This is a genomic window from Streptomyces sp. NPDC008086 (assembly GCF_042957325.1).
GTDB lineage: Bacteria > Actinomycetota > Actinomycetes > Streptomycetales > Streptomycetaceae > Streptomyces.
Window position 1 is genome coordinate 294,869 of record NZ_JBIBIA010000003.1, and the last position, 22,455, is coordinate 317,323.

The following is a 22,455-nucleotide window of genomic DNA, read 5'->3' on the forward strand; positions in this document are numbered from 1 at the left end:
CTGGGTGGGTCAGGTCCGGGTGGCGCCGGAGGCGGGGCCGGTGCTGGCGCGCAGGGAGATGGGGGGTGCCAGGAGGTGGTGCCGGGCGGGGGCGTCCGGGTGGTCCAGTCGTTCGACCAGGAGCTCGACGGCGCGGTGGCCCATCTCCTCGGCCGGTACGTCGGCCGCGGTGAGCTGCGGGGTGACGGTCTCCGCCCATCGGCCGGCCACCACTCCGGTGACGGAGAAGTCGCGCGGCACATGGCGGCCGGCCTGGGCGAGCCCCCGGTAGAGTCCGCCCAGCGCGGCCTCGTTGAGCGTGACCAGGGCGGTGGTGGCCGGGTCGTCGTGCAGGATCCGCTCCAGGCATGCCTGGCCGGAGGCGGCGTCGTCCCCGCAGCAGTACGTCCGCACCTTCAGGCCGCGCTCGGCCGCGGCTTTGGTGAAGCCGTCCAGGCCGCGGTGCGCGGACTCGTAGCCGGCCCGCAGCAGTTGCTCGGGACGGTTGACGAAGGCGACCCGGCGGTGACCGAGGTCGGCGAGGTGGTGGACACAGGCCGCCGCCAGCGCGGTGTGGTCCAGGCCCACCCACCAGCCGCCCTCCGGATGCGCGGTCCGGCCGATGGCGACGGCCGGGAAGCCCAGGTCGGCCAGGTGATCGACCCGGTCGTCCTCCAGCCTGATCTCCATCAGGATCGCCCCGTCGACCCGCCGCTCCCCCAGCAGCCGCTGGAACGAACGGTCGCTGTCCACACCGCTCGGAGACAGCAGCACGTCGTAGTCGTGGGCCGCGGCGGCCTCCACCACACTGCCGATGAAGTCCAGCTGCATGCCCGTGTAGTGGTTGCCGGCCGGTGGGAAGACCAGACCGATGGTGCTGGTCCGGCCGTTGGCCAGCGCGCGGGCACTCGCGCTGGGCCGGTAGCCCAGCTCGTCGACGACCTGCTGGATCTTCCGGCGCGTGTCGTCCGACACCGGGCGCTTGCCGCTGAGCGCGTACGACACGGTGCTCCGCGAGACACCGGCCCGTCGGGCGATCTCACCGATGTTCACGGGGGCTCCTTGCTCGAATTACCCGAGTCGCTTGAGTTGCTCGAAGCTGCTCGAACCGGTTCGACGCGTCGTCGTACCGCAGCCTATCGGTCGCACGGTGTGGGGGTACCGAGGACCGCGACTACCGGATGACCACGCCGGCGATCTACGAGGCCGAGTACGCGACGCTCAGCGGCAGCGCACCCGGCTACCGGTATGCCGGAGCCTCCGGGCCGGGCGCGGTCCGGCGCTCAACGGCGAGCCCCTCGACGTGCCGAAGGCCGGAGGCGCCAGGAAGGGCACGGACACGGTCAGGCTGTTCCTGTCGGGCGGCATCAACAAGATCACGGTGACCGGCACGTCCGGTGCGCTGGTCCTCGACCGGCTACGGGTCGCGAGGTCCGAGGGCACGTTGAAGACCACCGTGTACCAGGCCGAGAAGGGCACACACGCTCTCCGGGGCGGCCAAGGTGACCGACGCCCACACCTTTACCACCAGTACGACCAGCGATCGCCGTACGCCCCGGTGATCGACCAGGTCGCCGTCACACCGCTGGCCGCCCTGTGACGTCGTAGGGCTCAGATCCAGGTGTCCAGCCACATCCGGGCGTGCCAGTCGGCGTACGGGATCGTCTGCCCGGTGTAGACCGGGAAGAGGTAGATGAAGTTCCAGGCGATCAGCAGCCCCAGCGCGCCCGCCGACACCGCGCCCCACAGGCGGCGTCTCTCGCTCGCCCCGCGTGGCCCCAGCAGCGCGCCGAGCATCATGGCCACGGCGAGGCAGAGGTACGGCACGAAGACGACCGCGTAGAAGGAGAAGATCGTGCGGTCCTGGTACAGGAACCAGGGCAGATAGCCGGCGCCGACCGCGCACAGGACGGCGCCGGCCCGCCAGTCGCGGCGCAGGGCCCAGCGGTGAAGGAGATACAGCAGCGCGCCGCACGCCGACCACCACAGGAGCGGTGTGCCCAGTGCGAGGATCGCCTGCGAGCAGTCGGCGGTCGCACCGCAGCCGTCCCGCCCGGCCGGCACGGACTCGTAGTCGAACAGCACGGGGCGGCCGAGGACCAGCCAACTCCAGGGGTTGGACTCGTACTTGTGGAAGGAGTGCAGCCCGACGTTGAACTGGTAGACCCCGTACTCGTAGTGCCACAGGCTGCGCAGCGGCGCCGGGATCCACGACCAGGGGCCGCCGCGGCCGTCCGCCCAGTGGCGCGCGTAGCCGTTGTCCGACAGGAACCAGCCGGTCCACGTCGTCAGATACGTCACCACGGCGACCGGCACGACGGACAGCACCGACCAGCCGAGGTCCTTGCGCAGAACGGCGAGGTACGGGCGCCGCGCCCCCGCCACGCGACGGGCGCCGACGTCCCACAGCAGGGTCAGGACCATGAAGAAGGCGAGGAAGTACAGGCCGTTCCACTTGGTGGCGGCCGCGAGGCCCAGGAAGAGGCCGGCGGCGAGCCGCCACGGGCGCGGTCCTGTCCCGGCGCGGTCGCCGGTACGCGCGTCCGGGCGTGCGCTGCCGTCCTGGCCGACGGGCAGGGCCGCCGCGAGCCGGGCGCGTGCGCGGTCGCGGTCGATCAGCAGGGATCCGAACGCCGCCAGTACGAAGAACATCACGACGAGGTCGAGCAGAGCGGTACGGCTCATCACGTAGTGCAGACCGTCCACGGCCATCAGCGCGCCGGCCAGACAGCCCAGTGCCGTGGAGCGGCAGAGGCGGCGGCCTATTCGGCACAGCATGAGCACGGACAGTGTGCCGAGGACGGCCGTCATGAAGCGCCAGCCGAAGGGGGTGAGGCCGAAGCCCCACTCGCCGAGGGCCATCACCCACTTCCCCATCGGCGGGTGCGCGACGAAAGCCCCGGTGTCGGAGAGCGGGATCACCTGAGGGTCCGCGAGTATCTGCGGGTCGGCGACCTTGCGGTCCGGCCAGGTGCCCTCGTAGCCCAACTTCAGCAGGGACCAGGCGTCCTTGGCGTAGTAGGTCTCGTCGAAGACGAGGGTCCGGGGGCTTCCCAGGTGCCAGAAGCGGAGCGCACCGGCGAAGAGGGCGACGAGTACGGGGCCCAGCCAACTCGTCGCCCGTGCGGCCCGATCCGTCCGCGTCGGCTCGGGAAAGGGCGGCACGAGACGTTCGCGGGTGTCGGTGCGAGGGCCTCCGGCGTACCCGAACAGGCGCAGACGCTCCCGCCAGTTGTCGGACGCGGTGCTCGGTGGGGTGCCGTCGAGGACGTCGGCACGCGACACGCTGCTACTCGTCATCGGACGACCTTAATCGGACGGCCTCGAACGGACGGAACCGAGTCGGGCCGAGCCCGGCCGCACCCCGAACAGGGCAGCGCGGCGACGCAGGGTGAGGTCCAGGAAACATCCCGTTCACCGCAGTCGGCCCCCATGGAAACAACCGCTTTCTAACGTGGCGGCCCGTGGGAGCGGAGTCGTATACAGGCCGCTCCGACGGCTCATGACGATCCGTCCACTCCCCCGCCCTGCCGACGACGCCAAGCGGGCTCCCACTCGTCCCCCCACCACCCGAACCGAGCGCCACCGGGAGGCGTGACATGAGCACCACAGAGTCACGGTCGGCTGCGGCAGACCCGACACCATCCGCCGACCAGGCGGTCAAGGAGACTCTGGAGGACTACACCCTCCGTTTCGCGCCGCGCAGTTACCGCCGCTGGACCCCGATGGTGGTGGCGACGACCGCGCTCGGCGGCATCGCCTACATGGCCGACTTCTCCATCGGCGCCGGCATCGGCCTGGCCCACGGCACCGGCAACGCGCTGCTCGCGATCGCCGTCGCGGCCGTCGTCATCTTCGTGACCGGCTTCCCGCTGGCCTACTACGGGGCCCGCTACAACATCGACCTGGACCTCATCACCCGCGGTTCCGGCTTCGGCTACTTCGGTTCGGTCCTCACCAGTGTCATCTTCGCCAGCTTCACCTTCATCTTCTTCGCCCTCGAGGGCTCGATCATGGCCCAGGGCCTCAAGCTGGGCCTCGGACTGCCGCTGTGGCTGGGCTACCTGGTCTCCACGCTCATGGTGATCCCGCTGGTGATCTACGGCATGAAGGCGCTGAGCAAGCTCCAGGTGTGGACGACGCCGATCTGGCTGCTGCTGATGGTCGCCCCACTGGTCTACCTGGTCGCCACCGACCCCGGCACCGTCGACCGCTTCCTCGCCTACGCCGGCACCGACGGCGAGGGCGGGGTCAACACCGCGGCCGTGCTGCTCGGCGCGGGCGTGTGCCTCTCCCTGATCGCGCAGATCGGCGAGCAGATCGACTACCTGCGCTTCATGCCGCCCAAGACCGAGGCGAACAAGCGCGCCTGGTGGACGGCCGTGGTGATGGCCGGGCCCGGCTGGGTGGTGCTGGGCGCCCTGAAGCAGGCCATCGGCGTGTTCCTCGCGGTGTACATCCTCGCCGAGGTCGGTCCGGCCGCGGCGCCCGAGCCGATCCAGCAGTTCAAGCACGCCTTCGACGCGATGCTGCCGTCCTGGATCGTCGTCCCGCTGGCCGTGGCCCTGGTCGTGATCAGCCAGATCAAGATCAATGTGACGAACGCCTACTCCGGCTCCCTGGCCTGGACGAACTCCTTCACCCGTGTCACCGGACGCTACCCGGGCCGCATGATCTTCGTCCTGGTCAACCTGGCCTTCGCGCTCGCGCTGATGGAGGCCGACATGTTCAGCTTCCTCAACAGCATCCTGGGCTTCTACTCGAACTGCGCCATCGCCTGGGTCGTCACGGTCGCCACCGACATCGGCGTCAACAAGTACCTGCTGAAGCTCTCCCCGCTCCAGCCCGAGTTCCGCCGGGGCATGCTCTACGCCGTCAACCCCGTGGGCGTGGTGGCCTTCGTCGCCGCCTCCGGCCTCTCCATCGCCATGTACTTCCACGCCCTCGGCGACACCCTCCAGCCGTACTCCCCGGTCGCCGCCGCGGTCATCGCCTTCGTCCTCACCCCGCTGATGGCGATCGTCACCAAGGGCAGGTACTACCTGCGCCGCACCGACGACGGCATCGCCGAGCCGCTGCTGGACGAGGACGGCAACCCCAGCGCCGTCACCTACGACTGCCACGTCTGCCGGCAGCAGTTCGAGCGCCCCGACGTGGCCGCCTGCCAGACACACGACGCCGTCGTCTGCTCCCTGTGCCTGAGCACGGACAAGGTCGGCGACCACGTACTGCCCGCGGCGCCCGCCGGAGCCTGAGGACACGCCAACCCCAAAGGACACAGTGAAGGGCTCCCGCAGGCGGTCGCTTGCGGGAGCCCTTCGCCGTGTCACGCGGCTATGCCTCGCCGCCCTCCAGGTCACCCTCGGTCTCCAGGTACACCTGCCGCAGCGCCTCCAGCACCGCCGGGTCCGGCTTCTCCCACATCCCGCGCGACTCCGCCTCCAGCAGCCGCTCGGCGATGCCGTGCAGGGCCCAGGGGTTGGCCTCCTGGAGGAACTCGCGGTTGGTGGGGTCCAGGACGTAGGTCTCGGTGAGCTTGTCGTACATCCAGTCGGCGATCACGCCGGTCGTGGCGTCGTAGCCGAACAAGTAGTCCACGGTGGCGGCGAGTTCGAAGGCGCCCTTGTAGCCGTGGCGGCGCATCGCCTCGATCCACTTCGGGTTGACGACACGGGCGCGGAAGACACGCGAGGTCTCCTCGACGAGCGTGCGGGTGCGGACCGTCTCGGGCCGGGTGGAGTCGCCGATGTAGGCCTCGGGGGCGGTGCCGCGCAGGGCGCGGACGGTGGCCACCATGCCGCCGTGGTACTGGAAGTAGTCGTCGGAGTCGGCGATGTCGTGCTCGCGGGTGTCCGTGTTCTTGGCGGCGACGGCGATCCGCTTGTACGCCGTCTCCATCTCGTCGCGCGCCGGACGGCCGTCGAGTTCACGGCCGTAGGCGTAGCCGCCCCAGACGGTGTAGACCTCGGCGAGGTCGGCGTCGGTGCGCCAGTCGCGGGAGTCGATGAGCTGCAGCAGTCCGGCACCGTAGGTCCCCGGGCGGGAGCCGAAGATGCGGGTGGTGGCGCGGCGTTCGTCGCCGTGGGCCGCGAGGTCGGCCTGGACGTGGGCGCGGACGTGGTTGGCCTCGGCGGGCTCCTCCAGCGAGGCGGCCAGCCGTACGGCGTCGTCGAGCAGGCCGATCGTGTGCGGGAACGCGTCCCGGAAGAAGCCCGAGATACGCAGGGTCACGTCGATGCGGGGGCGGCCCAGCTCCTCGTACGGGATGGCCTCCAGGCCCGTCACCCGGCGCGAGGCGTCGTCCCAGACCGGGCGGACGCCGAGCAGCGCGAGGGCCTCGGCGACGTCGTCGCCCGCCGTGCGCATCGCGCTCGTGCCCCACAGGGAGAGACCGACGGAGGTGGGCCAGTCGCCGTTGTCGGTGCGATAGCGCTCCAGCAACGAGTCCGCGAGGGCCTGGCCGGTCTCCCAGGCGAGGCGGGACGGGACGGCCTTGGGGTCGACGGAGTAGAAGTTGCGGCCCGTCGGCAGGACGTTGACCAGACCGCGCAGAGGTGAGCCGGACGGGCCGGCGGGGACGAAGCCGCCATTGAGGGCGTGCAGGGCGTGGTCGAGTTCGGCGGTGGTGGCGGCGAGGCGCGGGACGACCTCGCGGGCGGCGAACTCCAGGATGGCGGCGACCTGTTCGCCGTGCTCGGTGGGGACGGCGGCCGGGTCCCAGCCCGCGTCGTCCATCGCCTGGACCAGGGCGCGGGCCTTGTCCTCCGCCTCGTCGGCCGTGGTACGGGTCGCGGCGGACTCGTCCAGACCGAGGGCCTCGCGCAGGCCGGGCAGAGCGGTGGTGCCGCCCCAGATCTGGCGGGCGCGCAGGATGGCGAGGACGAGGTTGACTCGGTCGGCGCCCTGCGGCGGAGCGCCGAGGACGTGCAGGCCGTCGCGGATCTGGGCGTCCTTGACCTCGCACAGCCAGCCGTCGACGTGCAGCAGGAAGTCGTCGAAGCCGTCGTCGTCGGGGCGGTCGGCCATGCCGAGGTCGTGGTCGAGCTTGGCGGCCTGGATGAGGGTCCAGATCTGGGCGCGGATGGCGGGGAGCTTGGCCGGGTCCATGGAGGAGATCTGGGCGTACTCGTCGAGGAGTTGCTCCAGGCGCGCGATGTCGCCGTAGGAGTCGGCGCGGGCCATGGGCGGGACGAGGTGGTCGATGAGGGTGGCGTGGACGCGGCGCTTGGCCTGGGTGCCCTCGCCGGGGTCGTTGACCAGGAACGGGTAGATCAGCGGCAGGTCGCCGAGGGCCGCGTCGGGGCCGCAGGCGGCGGACAGGCCGGCGTTCTTGCCGGGCAGCCACTCCAGGTTGCCGTGCTTGCCGAGGTGAATCATCGCGTCGGCGCCGAAACCGCCGTCCTCGGCGCGGGCCGCGATCCAGCGGTAGGCGGCGAGGTAGTGGTGCGAGGGGGGCAGGTCCGGGTCGTGGTAGATCGCGATCGGGTTCTCGCCGAAGCCGCGCGGGGGCTGGATGAGGATCAGCAGGTTGCCGAAGCGCAGGGCCGCGAGGACGATGTCGCCCTCCTCGTTGCGGCTGCGGTCGACGAACATCTCGCCGGGCGCCGGACCCCAGTGCTGCTCGACGGCCGTCCGCAGCTCTTCCGGCAGCGTGGCGAACCAGCGCCGGTAGTCGGCCGCCGGGATCCGCACCGGGTTGCGGGCCAACTGCTCCTCGGTGAGCCAGTTCTGGTCGTGGCCGCCGGCCTCGATGAGCGCGCGGATCAGCTCGTCGCCGTCGCCGGAGACCAGCCCGGGGATGTCGGTGTCGCCGAAGTCGTAGCCCTCGGCCTTGAGCCGCCTGAGCAGCGCGACGGCGCTGGCGGGGGTGTCGAGGCCGACCGCGTTGCCGATCCGGGAGTGCTTGGTCGGGTAGGCGGACAGGACGAGGGCGAGGCGCTTGTCGGCGGCCGGGATGTGCCGAAGCCGGGCGTGGCGTACGGCGATTCCGGCGACGCGCGCCGCGCGCTCGGGGTCGGCGACGTAGGCGGGCAGGCCGTCGGCGTCGATCTCCTTGAAGGAGAACGGCACGGTGATGAGCCGGCCGTCGAACTCGGGTACGGCGATCTGGCTGGCGGCGTCGAGCGGGGAGACGCCCTCGTCGTTCTCCTCCCACGCGGACCGGGGTCCGGTCAGGCACAGGGCCTGGAGGATCGGCACGTCGAGGGAGGTCAGGGCGCCCGCGTCCCAGGACTCGTCGTCGCCGCCGGCGGACGCCTCGGCGGGCTTGGTGCCGCCCGCGGCGAGCACGGTGGTGACGATGGCGTCGGCGGCGCGCAGTTCGTCGATGAGTTCGGGCTCCGGGGCCCGCAGGGAAGCGACGTACAGCGGCAGCGGCCGGCCGCCCGCGTCCTCGATCGCGTCGCACAGGGCGCCCACGAACGCCGTGTTGCCGCTCATGTGGTGGGCGCGGTAGTAGAGCACGGCGATCGTCGGGCCGTCGGCCCGGGACTCGCGCTCCAGCGGGCCCCAGCTGGGGGCGGCCGCCGGTGCCTCGAAGCCGTGCCCGGTGAGCAGGACCGTGTCCGACAGGAAGCGGGCGAGCTGCTCCAGGTTGGCCGGACCACCGTGGGCGAGGTAGGCGTGGGCCTCGGCGGCGATGCCGACCGGCACCGTGGAGGCGGCCATCAGCTGGGCGTCCGGGGCCTGTTCGCCGGTCAGGACGACGACCGGGCGGCCGTCGGCGAGGAGCAGGTCGAGGCCTTCCTGCCAGGCGCGCAGACCGCCGAGGAGGCGTACGACGACGAGGGCGACGCCGTCGAGGAGCGCGGGCAGGTCGTCGAGCGGGAGCCGAGCGGGGTTGGCGAAGCGGTAGGGCACGGGGCCGTTCGCCGCGCGGGCGCTGAGCAGGTCGGTGTCGGACGTCGACAGCAGAAGGATCATGCGGCGTCGGCCTTCCTCGGGGTGTCCGCGCCCCGGGTGGTGTCTGACGGCGGGAGTTCCTGACTCACCCGACCCTGGCGGGGTGGGCTCACAGTGGCGGGACCGCGCCGGATTCGCACCGGCTTCCTCCCCTGTCGCCGTCGTGGCGGTGGCGGACCGGATGATCCACCGAGAAGCATAGTAAGGGCCACGGGACCAGCCGTCGGCATGCGGAGGCGGCGGCATACGGTCACCGGGACGGTCGGTATGCTCGCCGCCATGTCCACGCCCTCCATCCGACCGTCGTCCCAGGCCACAGGGGTCACACGGGACCGCGACGACGCATGCCCGGGCGCACTGAGGCTGCACACGGCGGACGACGGCGCACTCGCCCGGATCCGGATTCCCGGGGGTGTGCTCCAGGTCGGTCAGGCGGTGGAACTCGGCCGGGCCGCGTTCGAACTCGGCGACGGGGACCTGCATCTGACGTCCCGGGGCAACGTCCAGCTGCGCGGTCTGCCGACGGGCTGCGGCGGGGAGTTGGCGAGCCGGCTGGAGGCGGCCGGGCTGCTGCCGTCGTGGCGGCACGAACGGGTACGCAATGTGGTGGCCTCGCCGCTGTCCGGGCTGGACGGGCGCGGCCACGCCGACGTACGGCCGTGGCTGCGGGCGTTGGACGAGCTGCTGTGCGCGAGCGAGGCGGCGGCCCGGCTGTCCGGGCGGTTCCTGTTCGCGCTCGACGACGGGCGCGGGGACGTCGCCGGGCTCGACCCGGACGTGACCCTGCGGGCCGCGCCGGACGGGGCCGTGTGGCTGCGGGTCGGGGTCGCGGATTCCGTGGCGGTCCTGACCGCCGATGACGCGCCTCGGGCGGCGCTGCTGGCCGCCGAGGTGTTCCTGGAGGCGAGTGCCGGCCAGGTCTGGCGGGTGGCCGAACTCCCGCTCCCCGTCGATGAGTTGGCGCACGAGGTCGTACGACGGCTGGGGGCCGGACATGCCTCGCCGGCCTGGCCGCCGGTGAGCGGGCCGTCCCCCTCCCCCGGTGTCGTCACCGGCCCCGACGGCACGACGAGCCTGTCCGTCCTCGCCCCGCTGGGCCGCCTCACCGCCGCCCAGTGGACCGCGCTGACGGCGACCGCGTCAGATGAGCTGCGGCTGACACCTTGGCGTGGAGTGATCCTTCCCACAGTGCGCTCCGACCGGCTTCCCGGCCTAGACTCCGTCGGTCTGATCACGGCCCCGGACTCTCCCTGGCTCGGTGTCGGTGCCTGCATCGGACGGCCCGGTTGCGCCAAGTCGCGGGCGGACATCCGTTCGGACGCGGCCGCGTCGCTCACCGCGGGCGGCGGGCTGCCGGCGTACTGGTCCGGCTGCGAGCGCCGTTGCGGTCGTCCGCGCGGCGATCACGTGGACGTCGTCGCGGCCCCGAACGGCGGCTACCTGATCTCCGTCGTGGAAGCCGGCCGGGTCCGCGCCACGACGACGACCGACCATCCATCGAGGCTCGCCGCCGACCTGGCGGCGGCCCGCACGCATGACCTGTAGGAGCACGGTGTTCGAGTACGAGAAGGACGGTGCGGCCATCTACCGCCAGTCCTTTGCCACCATCCGCGCGGAGGCGGACCTCGCGGGCCTGCCCGCCGACGTCAGTCAGGTCGCGGTCCGGATGATCCACGCCTGCGGGATGGTCGACCTCGTGCGCGACCTCGTGTACTCGCCGGGAGTGGTGGCGCGTGCCCGGGAGGCCCTGCGGGCCGGTGCGCCCATCTTCACCGATGTGCAGATGGTGGCCAGCGGGGTGACCCGCAAGCGGCTGCCCGCCGGCAACGACGTGCTGTGCACCCTGTCCGACCCGGCCGTGCCCGAGCTGGCCGCGAAGATGGGCACCACGCGCAGCGCGGCCGCCATGGAGCTGTGGCGGGACCGGCTGGAGGGTTCGGTGGTCGCCGTCGGGAACGCGCCGACCTCGCTGTTCCGGCTCCTGGAGATGATCGAGGAGGGCGCTCCCCGCCCGGCCGCCGTCATAGGTGTGCCGGTGGGGTTCGTGGGGGCCGCCGAGTCGAAGGAGGCGCTCGCGGAGCATCCGTCGGGACTTGAGCACCTGATCGTCCGTGGCCGACGCGGAGGCAGCGCCATCGCCGCCGCCGCGCTCAACGCGATCGCGAGTGAGGAAGAGTGAGCGGGAAACTGTACGGCGTCGGGCTGGGCCCCGGCGATCCGTCGTTGATGACCGTGCGCGCGGTGGAGGTCATCGCCGAGGCGGACGTGATCGCGTACCACAGTGCGCGGCACGGGCGGTCCATCGCCCGTTCGATCGCGGCGAAGCACATCAGGGAACGGCACATCGAGGAGCGGCTGGTCTACCCGGTCACCACCGAGACCACCGACCACCCCGGCGGCTACCAGGGCGCCATCGACGACTTCTACACCGAGGCCGCCGCCCGCCTCGCCGCGCACCTCGACGCCGGCCGGACGGTCGCCGTCCTCGCGGAGGGCGACCCGCTCTTCTACGGCTCCTACATGCACATGCACAAGCGGCTCGCGGACCGCTACGACACCGAGGTCGTCCCCGGGGTCACCTCCGTGTCGGCCGCCGCCGCCCGTCTGGGCACCCCGCTCGCCGAGGGCGAGGAGGTGCTGACGATCCTGCCGGGCACCCTGCCCGAGGAGGAGCTGACCGCCCGGCTCGCCGCCACGGACGCCGCGGTGGTGATGAAGCTGGGCCGCACCTTCACCAAGGTCCGCGGCGCGCTGGAGAGTGCGGGCCGGCTGGGCGAGGCGCGGTACGTCGAGCGGGCCACGATGAGCGGTGAGCGGCTGGCCGAACTGGCCGACGTGGACCCGGAGTCGGTGCCGTACTTCGCGGTCGCCGTGCTGCCGAGCCAGGTCGACGCCGAGCCCGCCGTACGGGAACTGGGCGAGGTCGTCGTGGTCGGGACCGGTCCGGCCGGTCCGCTGTGGCTGACGCCCGAGACCCGGGGTGCGCTCGCCGCCGCCGACGACCTGGTCGGCTACACCACCTACCTGGACCGGGTGCCGGTCCGTCCCGGCCAGCTCCGGCACGGCTCGGACAACCGGGTCGAGGCCGAGCGGGCCGAGTTCGCGCTGCAACTGGCCCGGCGGGGGCGGCGGGTGGCCGTCGTCTCCGGGGGTGACCCGGGGATCTTCGCGATGGCCACGGCCGTCCTGGAGGCCGCCTCGGCGGAGGAGTACGCGGACATCCCGGTGCGGGTGCTGCCGGGGGTGACCGCGGCCAACGCGGCCGCCGCGCGCGCGGGCGCCCCGCTCGGGCACGACTACGCCACCATCTCCCTCTCCGACCGGCTCAAGCCATGGGAGGTCATCGCCGAACGGCTGCGCGCGGCGGCCTCGGCGGATCTGGTGCTGGCCCTGTACAACCCGGGCTCGCGCAGCCGCACCTGGCAGGTGGCCAAGGCCCGCGAACTGCTCCTCGAACACCGGGCTCCAAAGACTCCGGTCGTGGTGGCGCGGGACGTCGGCGGGTCCGGGGAGCGGGTGCGGATCGTGCGGCTCGCCGACCTCGATCCGGCCGAGGTCGACATGCGCACGATCCTGCTGGTCGGTTCCTCGCAGACGCAGATCGTACGGCGCGGGGACGGCGAGGACGTCGTCTGGACGCCGCGCCGCTACCCGGACGCGTGACGCGGGGGCGCCTACTCGGCTCCCTGTTCGGCGGGGACCGGTCCCCGCCGGGCGGGGGTGGGTCCCTGTTCGGCGGGGGTGGGTTCCTGGGCCATCCCCGCCGTCCACTTCTCCTCGATCCGGCCGACCTTCCACACCAGCAGGGCGACGGCCCAGGTGGCGAAGAACAGGGCGACGACGACGTATCCGATGACGTTGAGGTCGAGTCCGGAGACCCGGTCCCAGAAGGCGCCGTGCAGGTGCGCCTTCTCGGCGACCAGGCCCAGCAGTTCTACGGTGCCGATGATGAGGGCGACGGCGACCGACAGGCCGGTGACGGTGAGGTTGTAGTAGACCTTGCGGACCGGCTTGGAGAAGGCCCAGCCGTAGGCGAAGTTCATGAACGAGCCGTCGATGGTGTCCAGCAGCGACATGCCGGCCGCGAACAGCACCGGCAGGCACAGGATCGCGTACCAGGGCAGACCCGAGGCGGCGCCCGAGCCGGCGAGGACCAGCAGGGCGATCTCGGTGGCCGTGTCGAAGCCGAGGCCGAACAGCATGCCCAGGGGGTACATCTGCCAGGGCTTGGTGATCGACTTCATGACACGGCCCAGGAGGCGGTTCATGAAGCCGCGTTTGTCGAGCTGTTCCTCCAGGGCGGCCTCGTCGAGGTGGCCGGAGCGCATCTGCCGGAACACCTTCCAGATTCCGGCCATGATCACCAGGTTGATGATCGCGATGAGGTAGAGGAAGGCCCCGGAGACGGTGGTGCCGATCCAGCCGGTGATGTCGTGCAGTCGCGAGTCGTCGTCCGTGACCGGACCGGCGAGCGCCTTCACGCCCAGGGAGAGCAGGAGGGCGAGGACGAAGACGATGCTCGAGTGGCCGAGGGAGAACCAGAAGCCGACGGACAGCGGCCGCTGTCCCTCGCTCATCAGCTTGCGGGTGGTGTTGTCGATGGCGGCGATGTGGTCGGCGTCGAAGGCGTGCCGCATGCCGAGCGTGTACGCGGTGATGCCGATGCCGATGCCGAACGACTTCTCACCGAGGCTGTAGTGGTGCGGGGCGACGATCGCGACCAGCGTGAACCAGCCGATGACGTGCAGCGCCAGGATGAACGCGGCCATGCCGCCGAGGTTCGTCCATTCCCTGCGGGTCATCGAGGCGCGGGCGCGGTGCCATCTGGTTGTTCGGTTCTTCTCAGCCACACCCTTGAGCCTGCTGCAATGAGGTTGCAGGTAAAAGCCATGCGCGGCAAAGCTCGGGTCAGGTTTCAGCCAGCGCCCGGGAAAGACGGTGGGCCGGTGACCAGCCAGTGCAGCGCCTGCTCCGGCTCGGCCACGACCCGCACACCGTCTGGGACCGGTGGCCTGCGCACGACGACCACGGGCACCCCGGCCTCGCGTGCCGCTCGCAGCTTGGGCGCGGTGGCGGCACCCCCGCTGTCCTTCGTGACGACCACGTCGATGCCGTGCCGGCGCAGCAGTTCGCGCTCCCCGTCGAGGGTGAACGGGCCGCGGTCGAGCAGCACCTCCATCCGGGGCGGGTGCGGCGGCTCGGGCGCGTCCACGGACCGTACGAGGAACCACAGGTTCGTGAGGTCGGCGAAGGCGGCCAGCCCCATGCGCCCGGTGGTGAGGAACACCCGTCGGCCGAGCCCGGGCAGCGAGCGCGCCGCCTCCTCCAGCGAGTCGACCTCGTGCCAGTCGTCCCCCGCCACGGGGGCCCAGCCGGGGCGCCGCAGCGCGAGCAGGGGAACATGGGCGGTGGCGGCGGCCCGCGCCGCGTTGAAACTGATCGTCCCGGCGAAAGGGTGCGTGGCGTCGATGAGCGCGTCCACCTCGTGCTCACGCAGCCATGCGGCCAGCCCGTCGGCCCCGCCGAAGCCGCCCACGCGTACCTCGCCGGGCGGCAGTCGGGGCGCGGACACGCGTCCGGCCAGCGAGTTCGTCACCCGCAGCCCGGGCACGGCGGCGGCCGCCAGCAGTTCGGCGAGGCGACGGGCCTCGGTGGTCCCGCCCAGAATCAGTACGTGCACGAAGTCCGGTTCCCTTCCGAAGAGTGAGGCATGACGAGCGAGGCCAAGGGCGGCCGCGGCGCCCAACTCAAGCACACCGGTCTACGGCACGGCTGGACGACCGGCGCCTGCGCGACCGCGGCGACGACGGCCGCGTACACGGCGCTGCTGACCGGGGAGTTTCCCGACCCGGTGCCGATCACGCTGCCCAGGGGGCAGACGCCGACCTTCGCCCTGGCGGCCGAGGAGCTGACGGACACGTACGCCATGGCGGGCATCGTGAAGGACGCCGGAGACGACCCTGACGTCACCCACGGCGCGCTGATCCGGGCGACCGTGCGGCTGCTGCCCACCGGGGCCGGGGTCGTGTTCAAGGCGGGTCCCGGCGTGGGGACGGTCACCCGGCCGGGCCTGCCGCTGCCCGTCGGCGAACCGGCCGTCAACCCCGTACCGAGGCAGATGATGCGCGACCACGTCGCCCGGGTCGCGGAGCGGTACGGCGGCAGCGGCGACGTGGAGATCACCGTCTCCGTCGACCACGGCGAGGAGATCGCCCGCTCCACCTGGAACCCCCGTCTGGGCATCCTCGGCGGCCTCTCCATCCTCGGCACCACGGGCATCGTGGTCCCGTACTCCTGCTCGGCGTGGATCGACTCCATCCGGCGCGGCGTCGACGTGGCCCGGGCGGCCGGACGCACCCACGTGGCCGGCTGCACCGGGTCCACCTCGGAGAAGACGGTCGTCGCCGCGTACGACCTCCCCGAGGACGCCCTGCTCGACATGGGCGACTTCGCGGGCGCCGTCCTGAAGTACGTCCGTCGCCACCCCGTCGACCGCCTCACCATCTGCGGGGGCTTCGCCAAACTCTCCAAGCTGGCCGCCGGCCACCTCGACCTCCACTCGGCCCGGTCCCAGGTCGACAAGGGCTTCCTGGCCGACCTCGCCCGCCGCGGCGGCGCCGACGAGGCCCTCGCCACCGAGGTCGCGAACGCCAACACCGGGCTCGCCGCCCTCCACCTGTGCGCGGCGGCCGACGTCCCCCTCGGCGACCTGGTCGCGATCACCGCCCGCGACGAGGCCCTCGCCGTACTGCGGGGCGCCCCCGTCACGGTCGACGTCATCTGCATCGACCGCGCGGGCACAATCGTGGGCCGCAGCCCGCTGGACGGACCGACACGGCCCTGAACACGGCGCCGCGCGCCGGGGGATGCGCGGCACCCGCCCGGCGGCAGGTGGACCCGGGGCAGCCAACACCGGCCCCACAACATCCCAAGGGCCGCGAGGAACTGCGCGCCCAGCCCCCACACGCCCGCAGACAACGAGTAAACGGCACCCGTTCACCAGCCAGACAGACCCGAGGCGGCCAACACCGATCCCACAACCCCCAAGGGGCGCGGGGAACTGCGCGACCAGCCAGGACGAACCCGCGGACGGAAGACGGCACTTCGCGGCACCGCGAACGGAGCGCCTAACAGACGTGCCGCTCCCGCTCAGGCGAGTACAGATGACTGTCACGGAACTGCTCCGCACCGAGCGTCCGGCCGACCATGATCACAGCCGTGCGCAGCACACCCGCCTCCTTCACCTGCCCGGCGATCTCGTCGAGAGTGCCCCGGATGATCAGTTCGTCGGGGCGGGAGGCGTAGGCGACGACAGCGGCGGGGCAGTCGGCGCCGTAGTGCGGGAGGAGCTCCTCCACCACCCGGTCGACGTACCGGGCAGCGAGGTGCAGCACGATGAGCGCACCGCTGCGCCCGAGCGTGGCGAGGTCCTCCCCGTCGGGCATGGGAGTGGCACGGTGCGCGACACGGGTGAGGATGACGGTCTGACCGACCGTCGGCACGGTCAGCTCCCGCTTCAGAGCGGCCGCCGCGGCGGCGAAGGCGGGCACGCCGGGAACGACCTCGTACGGCACTCCCGCCGCGTCCAGCCGCCGCATCTGCTCGGCGACCGCGCTGAACACGGACGGGTCGCCCGAGTGCAGCCGCGCCACGTCGTGCCCCGCTTGATGGGCCCGGACCAACTCGGCGGTGATCTCGTCGAGGTCGAGGTCGGCGGTGTCCACCAGTCGCGCGTCCGGCGGGCATTCGGCGAGCAGCTCGCGGGGCACCAGGCTGCCCGCGTACAGGCAGACCCGGCAGGCGGCGAGCGTACGGGCGCCACGCACCGTGATCAGGTCGGCGGCACCGGGGCCGGCACCGATGAAGTACACGGTCATCTGTCTGCTCCTGGAAGGGGGTTGAGGGTGTGTCGCGCCTTCTCCACGGCCCACTGGGTGACCGGCATCGCCTGACGCCAGCCGGTGAAGCCGCCCACGGGGACGGCGTGTGCCACGGCGAGCCGCACCAGCTCGCCACCGCGCTGCCGGTGGGCGTCGGCGAGCAGCGCCTCCGACTCCAGCGTCACGGTGTTGGCGACGAGGCGTCCGCCCGCGGGCAGCGCCTCCCAGCAGGCGTCGAGGAGGCCGGTCGCGGTGAGGCCGCCGCCGATGAACACCGCGTCGGGCGTGGGCAGTCCGGCCAGGACGGCGGGCGCGGCACCGGTGACGACCCGCAGGCCGGGCACGCCGAGCCGGTCGGCGTTGCGGGTGATGCGCTCGGCGCGCACGGGGTCGCGTTCGACGGTGACGGCTCGGCACGAGGGGTGGCTGCGCATCCACTCGATCGCGATCGACCCGGACCCGCCGCCGACGTCCCACAGCAGCTCACCGGGCGCGGGGGCGAGCACGCCCAGCGTGGCGGCGCGGATGTGGCGCTTGGTGAGCTGGCCGTCGTGCTCGTAGGCGGCATCCGGCAGTCCGGGTACGGCGCCGAGGCGTGGGGCGTCCGAGGAGCGGTGGCACTCGACGGCGACGATGTTGAGCGGGTCGCCGGGCTCGTCGTGCCAGTCGTCGGCGGTGGTCGACGCGGTCGTACGTTCCTTCTCGCCGCCGAGTTGTTCCAGCACCCGCATCCGGCTGGGTCCGTAGCCGCGGTCCCGCAGCAGCGCGGCGACCTCGGCGGGGGTGTCGGCGTCGGCGCTGAGCACGAGCAGCCGTCGGCCCTCGTGGAGGGCGCCGGCGAGTCGGGCGGCGGGGCGGCCGACCAGGGTGACGACCTCGACGTCCTCCAGCGGCCAGCCGAGGCGGGCGCAGGCGTGGGAGACGGAGGAGGGGTGCGGCAGGACGCGCAGCGCACCGGCGCCGAGGACCTCGGTGAGGGCGCGCCCGATGCCGTAGAACATGGGGTCGCCGCTGGCCAGTACGGCGATGCGACGGCCGGCGTGGGCGGCGAGGAGGCCGGGGACCGCGGGCCGCAGCGGCGAGGGCCAGGAGATGCGCTCCCCGGCGCACCCGGGCGGCAGCAGGTCCAGTTGGCGCGGGGCGCCGATGACGACCTCGGCGTCCAGCAACACGGCGCGGGAGCCGTCCGGGACGCCTGCCCAGCCATCGGCTCCGATCCCGACGACGGTCACGGCGGCGGGCGGCGGGGCGGGGCGTGCGGGGGTCACTGCGCGGTACCTCGGGACTCGAACGGGCAACGGAGACGCACTCTACGGGGCGGTGGCCTGCGTGTCCTTCGTCGGGTACACATTCCCGGCGATCTTATTGCACATAACTTGCAATAGCTTATTTAGTGCAGGAAGGGTGGAGATGGGTTCTCCGATCGTGCTCGGCATCGAGTCGTCGTGTGACGAGACCGGCGCCGGGTTGGTCCAGGGCGGACGGCTGTTGGGGCATGCGGTGGCGTCGAGCGAAATCCGTGGCGGCCTGAAAAGCACCGACCTCCGCGTGTTCCAACGAACCGAACTCCTCGCCCTCACCCACGACTTGCGCTCCGTCTACGTCGACGCGTTCTGCGCTCCGCCCTGGGACGAGGACAAGGAGAGGGCCTCCGAGTTCACCGGACGGTTGCCGGTGGACGTACGCCGACCGGGGTTCACCGCCGTGATCGCGGTCGAGGGCGATACGGTGCTCGGCTTCGCCACCGCGTGGCCCCCCCTGGCCCCGTTCCCCACCGACCGCTGCTATCCGCAGGTCGCCGCGGGGCTCGGTCCGGAACGCAAGGGCATCGTCGCGTTCCTCGGCCCCCGGTACCCGGGGCGTTCGCCGGCCGCGCGGCCCGTGCAGGCGACTGGAGGCCTTCGCTGTCACGCCTGGGAGGCGCGCCGTTCATGGCGGGTGCGGGCCGAGTGGCAGGATCCGCGGAGCAGTTCACGGGCCGCCGCGTCCGTGGCAGGGCCCGGGTTGACCACGGCCAGCCAGCCGACGGTCCCGTAGACGGGGTGCGCCATCAGGGTGTCGGTGGCGCTGGGGTCCGTCTCCGTGGTGCCGGGTTCGCGCGGTGCGTGGCCGGTCCACCGGATGAACTCCTCCTTCCCGGCGGCGATGTTCAGCCGGAAGGTGTCCGCCCGGCCCAGACGTGATGCCTCGTCGCCGGGGTAGTCCTTGGTCACGATCGTCGCGAACGGCTGTGTCGCCGCAGGGACGACGCCGTCAGGTGCGTAGTAGAAGAAGGTGTCGCCCCAGCTGATCTCGGGCGAGCCGTCGCCGGGAGCGGGCCTGAGGGTCAGGACGCCGTCGAGGGCGCCGACGAAGCCGATGATCTCGTCCATGGTCATGTGCTCTAGCGTTGCATTGAAGTGCTTGTGGAGAGTTTGAGCTCTGAGGGCGGGGTTTCGGGTTGGGAAGTCTCGAATCAGGTGATCTGCGCACCGGTGACATCGCGCGGCGGGTCGGGTGCTCCGTGCAGCAGGTGCGCAATCTCGAGCGCGACGGTGTGCTGCCGCCGGCGACGCGCACGGCCAAGGGCTACCGGAACTACGGGGAGACGCATCTGCGCTCCGCACTGGCCTACCGCGCGCTGGTGGCGGGCACGGGTCCGACCGAAGCCAAGAAGATCGTTCGGGCGGTCCACCGGTCCCCGCTCCCGGAGGTCCTCGCCCTGCTCGACGCGGCGCACGCCCGGCTCGACGCGGAGCGCGCGGATCTGGGACAGGCCAAGGACGCCGCCCGGGCCATCTCCGGCGAACCGCTCGAGGACGTACGGGCGTCGGACTCGATGAGCGTCTCCGAACTCGCCGCCGCTCTCGGTGTCCGCCCCTCGACGCTGCGGCACTGGGACGCGGAGGGTGTCGTCGTCCCGGACCGCGACCCCACGCGCGGGACGCGCCTGTACACGCCGGCCCAGGTGCGGGACGCGCGGATCGTGCACCAACTGCGCAAGGCCGGTTACCGCATCGCGCCCCTGCGGGCCCTCATGCCGCAGTTGCGCCGCGCCCGCCGCACGGAGGACGTCCTCGCCGCGCTGGCAGCCAGGGACGCCGACATCACGGCCCGTTCCAAGGCCCTGCTCGACGGGGCCGCCGCGCTGAGCGCACTGCTGTCCGGGCGCTGCTGAGCGAGCTGACCGAGAGAGGTGAAGTCGCAGGTCAGGGGCATTGTCAGTGGTGGCAGGCAGGATGGTCGGCATGACAACACCAGTTGCGCAGATCGTGGACATCGCCGGCTACGCGCAGGCGGTCGAGGACGTCGTGAAGGCCGCGGCGGCGTACTACACGGACGGCACCTCACCGCTGGACGACGACACCTACGACCGGTTGGTGAGAGAGATCTCCGCGTGGGAGGCCGATCATCCCGATGAGGTGCTGCCCGACTCCCCGACGGGGAAGGTCGCCGGTGGCTCGATCGAGGGCGACGTACCGCACACGGTGGCGATGCTGAGCCTGGACAACGTGTTCTCGCCCGAGCAGTTCACGGCCTGGACGGCCTCGCTGGCCCGCCGCATCGGACACGAGGCACAGCGCTACAGCGTCGAGCCGAAACTCGACGGTCTGGCGATCGCGGCCCGCTACACACAGGGCCGGCTGACTCGGCTGATCACGAGGGGTGACGGGACGGCCGGGGAGGACGTCTCGCACACCATGGGGACCATCGAGGGCCTGCCCGACACGCTGGCCGAGCCGGTCGACGTGGAGGTGCGTGGCGAAGTCCTGATGACGAACGCGCAGTTCGAGCACGCCAACGAGGTGCGCACCGCGCACGGCGGCCAGCCCTTCGCCAACCCCCGCAACGCGGCGGCGGGCACTCTGCGGGCGAAGGACCGCGCCTACACGGTGCCGATGACGTTCTTCGGCTACGGTCTGCTGCCGCTGCCCGGAACCGACGGCGCTCTGGCCGCCCGGCTGGACGGACTCGCACACAGTGAACTCATGGCCTTCGCGGCCCGGCTGGGCGTGAACACCACCGCCACCACCCCGGTGCCGGGCGTCACCGCGGCCACCACGGCCGACGTGCTGACCCGGGTGCAGGAGATCGCCGCCTTGCGCGCGGGGCTGCCGTTCGGGATCGACGGCATCGTCGTCAAGGCCGACCACGCCGCCGACCAGAAGGCCGCCGGCTCCGGATCGCGGGCCCCGCGCTGGGCCATCGCCTACAAACTCCCGGCCGTGGAGAAGATCACCCGCCTGCTGGACGTCGAGTGGAACGTGGGCCGCACCGGCATCATCGCCCCGCGGGCCGTGCTGGAGCCGGTCGAGATCGACGGCTCCACCATCACCTACGCCACGCTGCACAACCCGGCCGACATCACCCGCCGTGACCTGCGGATGGGCGACCAGGTGATGGTGCACCGCGCCGGCGACGTCATCCCGCGCGTCGAGGCCCCGGTCGCCCATCTGCGCACGGGCGAGGAGAAGCCGATCGTCTTCCCGCAGGTGTGCCCGCGCTGTGGCTCGGGCATCGACACCAGCCAGGAGCGCTGGCGGTGCGAGCAGGGCCGCAACTGCCACCTGGTCGCCTCCCTGTCGTACGCGGCGGGCCGCGACCAGCTCGACATCGAGGGGCTGGGCGCCACCCGGGTCGTGCAGCTCGTCGAGGCGGGGCTGGTCACCGACCTCGCCGACCTGTTCACGCTGACCCGTGAACAGCTGCTGGGGCTGGACCGGATGGGCGAGACCAGCACCGACAACCTGCTGGCCGCGCTGGCCACGGCGAGGACGCGGCCGCTGTCGCGCGTGCTGTGCGCCCTGGGGGTGCGCGGCACGGGACGGTCCATGTCCCGCCGAATAGCCCGGTACTTCGCCACCATGGACAACATCCGTGCCGCCGACACCGACCAGTTGCAGCAGGTCGAGGGCATCGGCGCCGAGAAGGCGCCCTCCATAGTCGCCGAACTGGCCGAGCTCGCCGGGCTGATCGACAAGCTCGCCGCGGCCGGGGTGAACATGACCGAGCCCGGCGCCACGTTCCCGCCCGTGGCAGCCGCCACCGGCGCCGACACGGCCACCGGTGTCGACGACGTGACGAGCGGGGCTCCGGCCGCCGGGCCGCTCGCCGGGATGACCGTCGTGGTCACCGGTGCCATGACCGGTCCGCTGGAGAAGCTCAGCCGCAACCAGGTGAACGAACTCGTCGAGCGGGCCGGCGGCCGCTCCTCCTCCAGCGTCTCCCGGAAGACCAGCCTGGTGGTCGCCGGGGACGAGGCCGGTTCCAAGCGCGCCAAGGCCGAGGACCTCGGTATCCGCCTGGCCACGCCCGACGAGTTCGCTCTCCTGGTCGCCGACTTCCTGGACTGATCAGCAGGTGCGGTTGACGTAGTGGGCGCCCTGGATCCTGGCCGCGGAGCCCAGCCAGGTCCTGCCGGGCCCGACACACCGCTCGTAGTCGGGTGCCTGGGCGACCCGCACCTGGATGACCACGCGGGAGCCGTCGGACGTGCAGTGGTTGTAGTAGGCGTCGGAGCTGGTCTCGTAGAAGCCGCACGGGTCGGCCGCCGCGGGGCCTGCCTGGGCGGTCACCGCGCCGAGGGACGTGAGGACGAGGGCGGCGGAACCGAGAGCGCCGGTCACCATACGACGAAGACTCATGGGGAACTCCTTGGGCAGGGGAGGCGGCAGACCCCGAAGGCCCGCCGCCTGCCGTCAGTCGGATACCTGCA

17 protein-coding genes and 1 riboswitch are annotated in these 22,455 nt (G+C 72.1%); of the genes, 8 read left to right on the forward strand and 9 right to left on the reverse strand.

From position 1 onward, the window contains the following. Positions 1-9: 9 nt before the first annotated feature. Entirely contained in the window at positions 10-1,032 is a 1,023-nt protein-coding gene (locus ACFZBP_RS11575) for a substrate-binding domain-containing protein (RefSeq protein ID WP_391412099.1), read from the reverse strand. A 250-nt stretch (positions 1,033-1,282) separates the two neighbouring features. Between ACFZBP_RS11575 and ACFZBP_RS11580 the strand changes: the two genes are divergently transcribed. Then, positions 1,283-1,579: a hypothetical protein gene (locus tag ACFZBP_RS11580; protein WP_391412102.1), complete on the forward strand. Its 297-nt coding sequence runs from the start codon at positions 1,283-1,285 to the stop codon at positions 1,577-1,579. An 11-nt stretch (positions 1,580-1,590) separates the two neighbouring features. Here ACFZBP_RS11580 and ACFZBP_RS11585 read toward each other — a convergent pair whose 3' ends face one another. After that, positions 1,591-3,279 (reverse strand): phospholipid carrier-dependent glycosyltransferase, encoded by a 1,689-nt coding sequence (locus tag ACFZBP_RS11585; protein WP_391412104.1) that lies wholly within the window; start codon positions 3,277-3,279, stop codon positions 1,591-1,593. A 299-nt stretch (positions 3,280-3,578) separates the two neighbouring features. On the opposite strand from ACFZBP_RS11585, the gene ACFZBP_RS11590 reads away from it, so the two are divergent. Then, positions 3,579-5,234 (forward strand): purine-cytosine permease family protein, encoded by a 1,656-nt coding sequence (locus tag ACFZBP_RS11590; RefSeq protein ID WP_391412106.1) that lies wholly within the window; start codon positions 3,579-3,581, stop codon positions 5,232-5,234. A 79-nt stretch (positions 5,235-5,313) separates the two neighbouring features. Here the strand turns inward: ACFZBP_RS11590 and cobN are convergent, their stop codons facing one another. After that, entirely contained in the window at positions 5,314-8,901 is a 3,588-nt protein-coding gene (cobN, locus tag ACFZBP_RS11595; RefSeq protein WP_391412108.1) for a cobaltochelatase subunit CobN, read from the reverse strand. A 30-nt stretch (positions 8,902-8,931) separates the two neighbouring features. Then, positions 8,932-9,077, reverse strand: a riboswitch (cobalamin riboswitch). An 82-nt stretch (positions 9,078-9,159) separates the two neighbouring features. On the opposite strand from cobN, the gene cobG reads away from it, so the two are divergent. Genes cobG through ACFZBP_RS11610 form a run of 3 tightly spaced genes read left to right on the forward strand, consistent with a single transcriptional unit; the run spans position 9,160 to position 12,543 of the window. Then, positions 9,160-10,425 (forward strand): precorrin-3B synthase, encoded by a 1,266-nt coding sequence (gene cobG, locus ACFZBP_RS11600; protein ID WP_391412110.1) that lies wholly within the window; start codon positions 9,160-9,162, stop codon positions 10,423-10,425. Next, positions 10,415-11,059: a precorrin-8X methylmutase gene (locus ACFZBP_RS11605; RefSeq protein WP_383443420.1), complete on the forward strand. Its 645-nt coding sequence runs from the start codon at positions 10,415-10,417 to the stop codon at positions 11,057-11,059. The genes cobG and ACFZBP_RS11605 overlap by 11 nt, the downstream gene beginning before the upstream one ends. Beyond that, positions 11,056-12,543: a precorrin-2 C(20)-methyltransferase gene (locus tag ACFZBP_RS11610; protein WP_391412114.1), complete on the forward strand. Its 1,488-nt coding sequence runs from the start codon at positions 11,056-11,058 to the stop codon at positions 12,541-12,543. The genes ACFZBP_RS11605 and ACFZBP_RS11610 overlap by 4 nt, the downstream gene beginning before the upstream one ends. A gap of 11 nt (positions 12,544-12,554) precedes the next feature. On the opposite strand, the gene ACFZBP_RS11615 is transcribed toward ACFZBP_RS11610, so the two are convergent. Both ACFZBP_RS11615 and ACFZBP_RS11620 read right to left on the reverse strand, forming a co-directional pair. Next, positions 12,555-13,682, reverse strand: coding sequence for a HoxN/HupN/NixA family nickel/cobalt transporter (locus tag ACFZBP_RS11615; RefSeq protein WP_391412998.1), 1,128 nt, complete (start codon positions 13,680-13,682; stop codon positions 12,555-12,557). Between the two features lie 113 nt (positions 13,683-13,795). Continuing rightward, a complete protein-coding gene (locus ACFZBP_RS11620) occupies positions 13,796-14,560 on the reverse strand; it encodes a cobalt-precorrin-6A reductase (protein ID WP_391412116.1) in 765 nt (254 codons plus the stop codon). A 30-nt stretch (positions 14,561-14,590) separates the two neighbouring features. Between ACFZBP_RS11620 and ACFZBP_RS11625 the strand changes: the two genes are divergently transcribed. Further along, positions 14,591-15,724 carry a cobalt-precorrin-5B (C(1))-methyltransferase gene (locus ACFZBP_RS11625; RefSeq protein ID WP_391412118.1) on the forward strand — a complete coding sequence of 378 codons (1,134 nt, stop codon included), beginning with the start codon at positions 14,591-14,593 and terminating at the stop codon, positions 15,722-15,724. Between the two features lie 283 nt (positions 15,725-16,007). Here ACFZBP_RS11625 and cobM read toward each other — a convergent pair whose 3' ends face one another. The 3 genes from cobM to ACFZBP_RS11640 form a co-directional block, all read right to left on the reverse strand. After that, positions 16,008-16,757, reverse strand: a complete 750-nt coding sequence (gene cobM, locus ACFZBP_RS11630; protein ID WP_391412120.1) for a precorrin-4 C(11)-methyltransferase — start codon at positions 16,755-16,757, stop codon at positions 16,008-16,010. Next, positions 16,754-18,028 (reverse strand): precorrin-6y C5,15-methyltransferase (decarboxylating) subunit CbiE, encoded by a 1,275-nt coding sequence (gene cbiE, locus ACFZBP_RS11635; protein WP_383443405.1) that lies wholly within the window; start codon positions 18,026-18,028, stop codon positions 16,754-16,756. The genes cobM and cbiE overlap by 4 nt, the downstream gene beginning before the upstream one ends. A 639-nt stretch (positions 18,029-18,667) precedes the next feature. After that, positions 18,668-19,138, reverse strand: a complete 471-nt coding sequence (locus ACFZBP_RS11640; protein WP_391412123.1) for a DUF6194 family protein — start codon at positions 19,136-19,138, stop codon at positions 18,668-18,670. A gap of 62 nt (positions 19,139-19,200) precedes the next feature. Here ACFZBP_RS11640 and ACFZBP_RS11645 point away from each other — a divergent pair, with 62 nt between their 5' ends. Then, on the forward strand, positions 19,201-19,917 hold the full coding sequence (locus tag ACFZBP_RS11645) for a MerR family transcriptional regulator (RefSeq protein WP_391412126.1): 717 nt from the start codon (positions 19,201-19,203) through the stop codon (positions 19,915-19,917). A 70-nt stretch (positions 19,918-19,987) separates the two neighbouring features. Next, positions 19,988-22,093 carry an NAD-dependent DNA ligase LigA gene (ligA, locus tag ACFZBP_RS11650; protein WP_391412128.1) on the forward strand — a complete coding sequence of 702 codons (2,106 nt, stop codon included), beginning with the start codon at positions 19,988-19,990 and terminating at the stop codon, positions 22,091-22,093. Here the strand turns inward: ligA and ACFZBP_RS11655 are convergent, their stop codons facing one another. After that, positions 22,094-22,384 carry a DUF6355 family natural product biosynthesis protein gene (locus tag ACFZBP_RS11655; protein ID WP_383443390.1) on the reverse strand — a complete coding sequence of 97 codons (291 nt, stop codon included), beginning with the start codon at positions 22,382-22,384 and terminating at the stop codon, positions 22,094-22,096. Between the last annotated feature and the right edge of the window lie 71 nt (positions 22,385-22,455).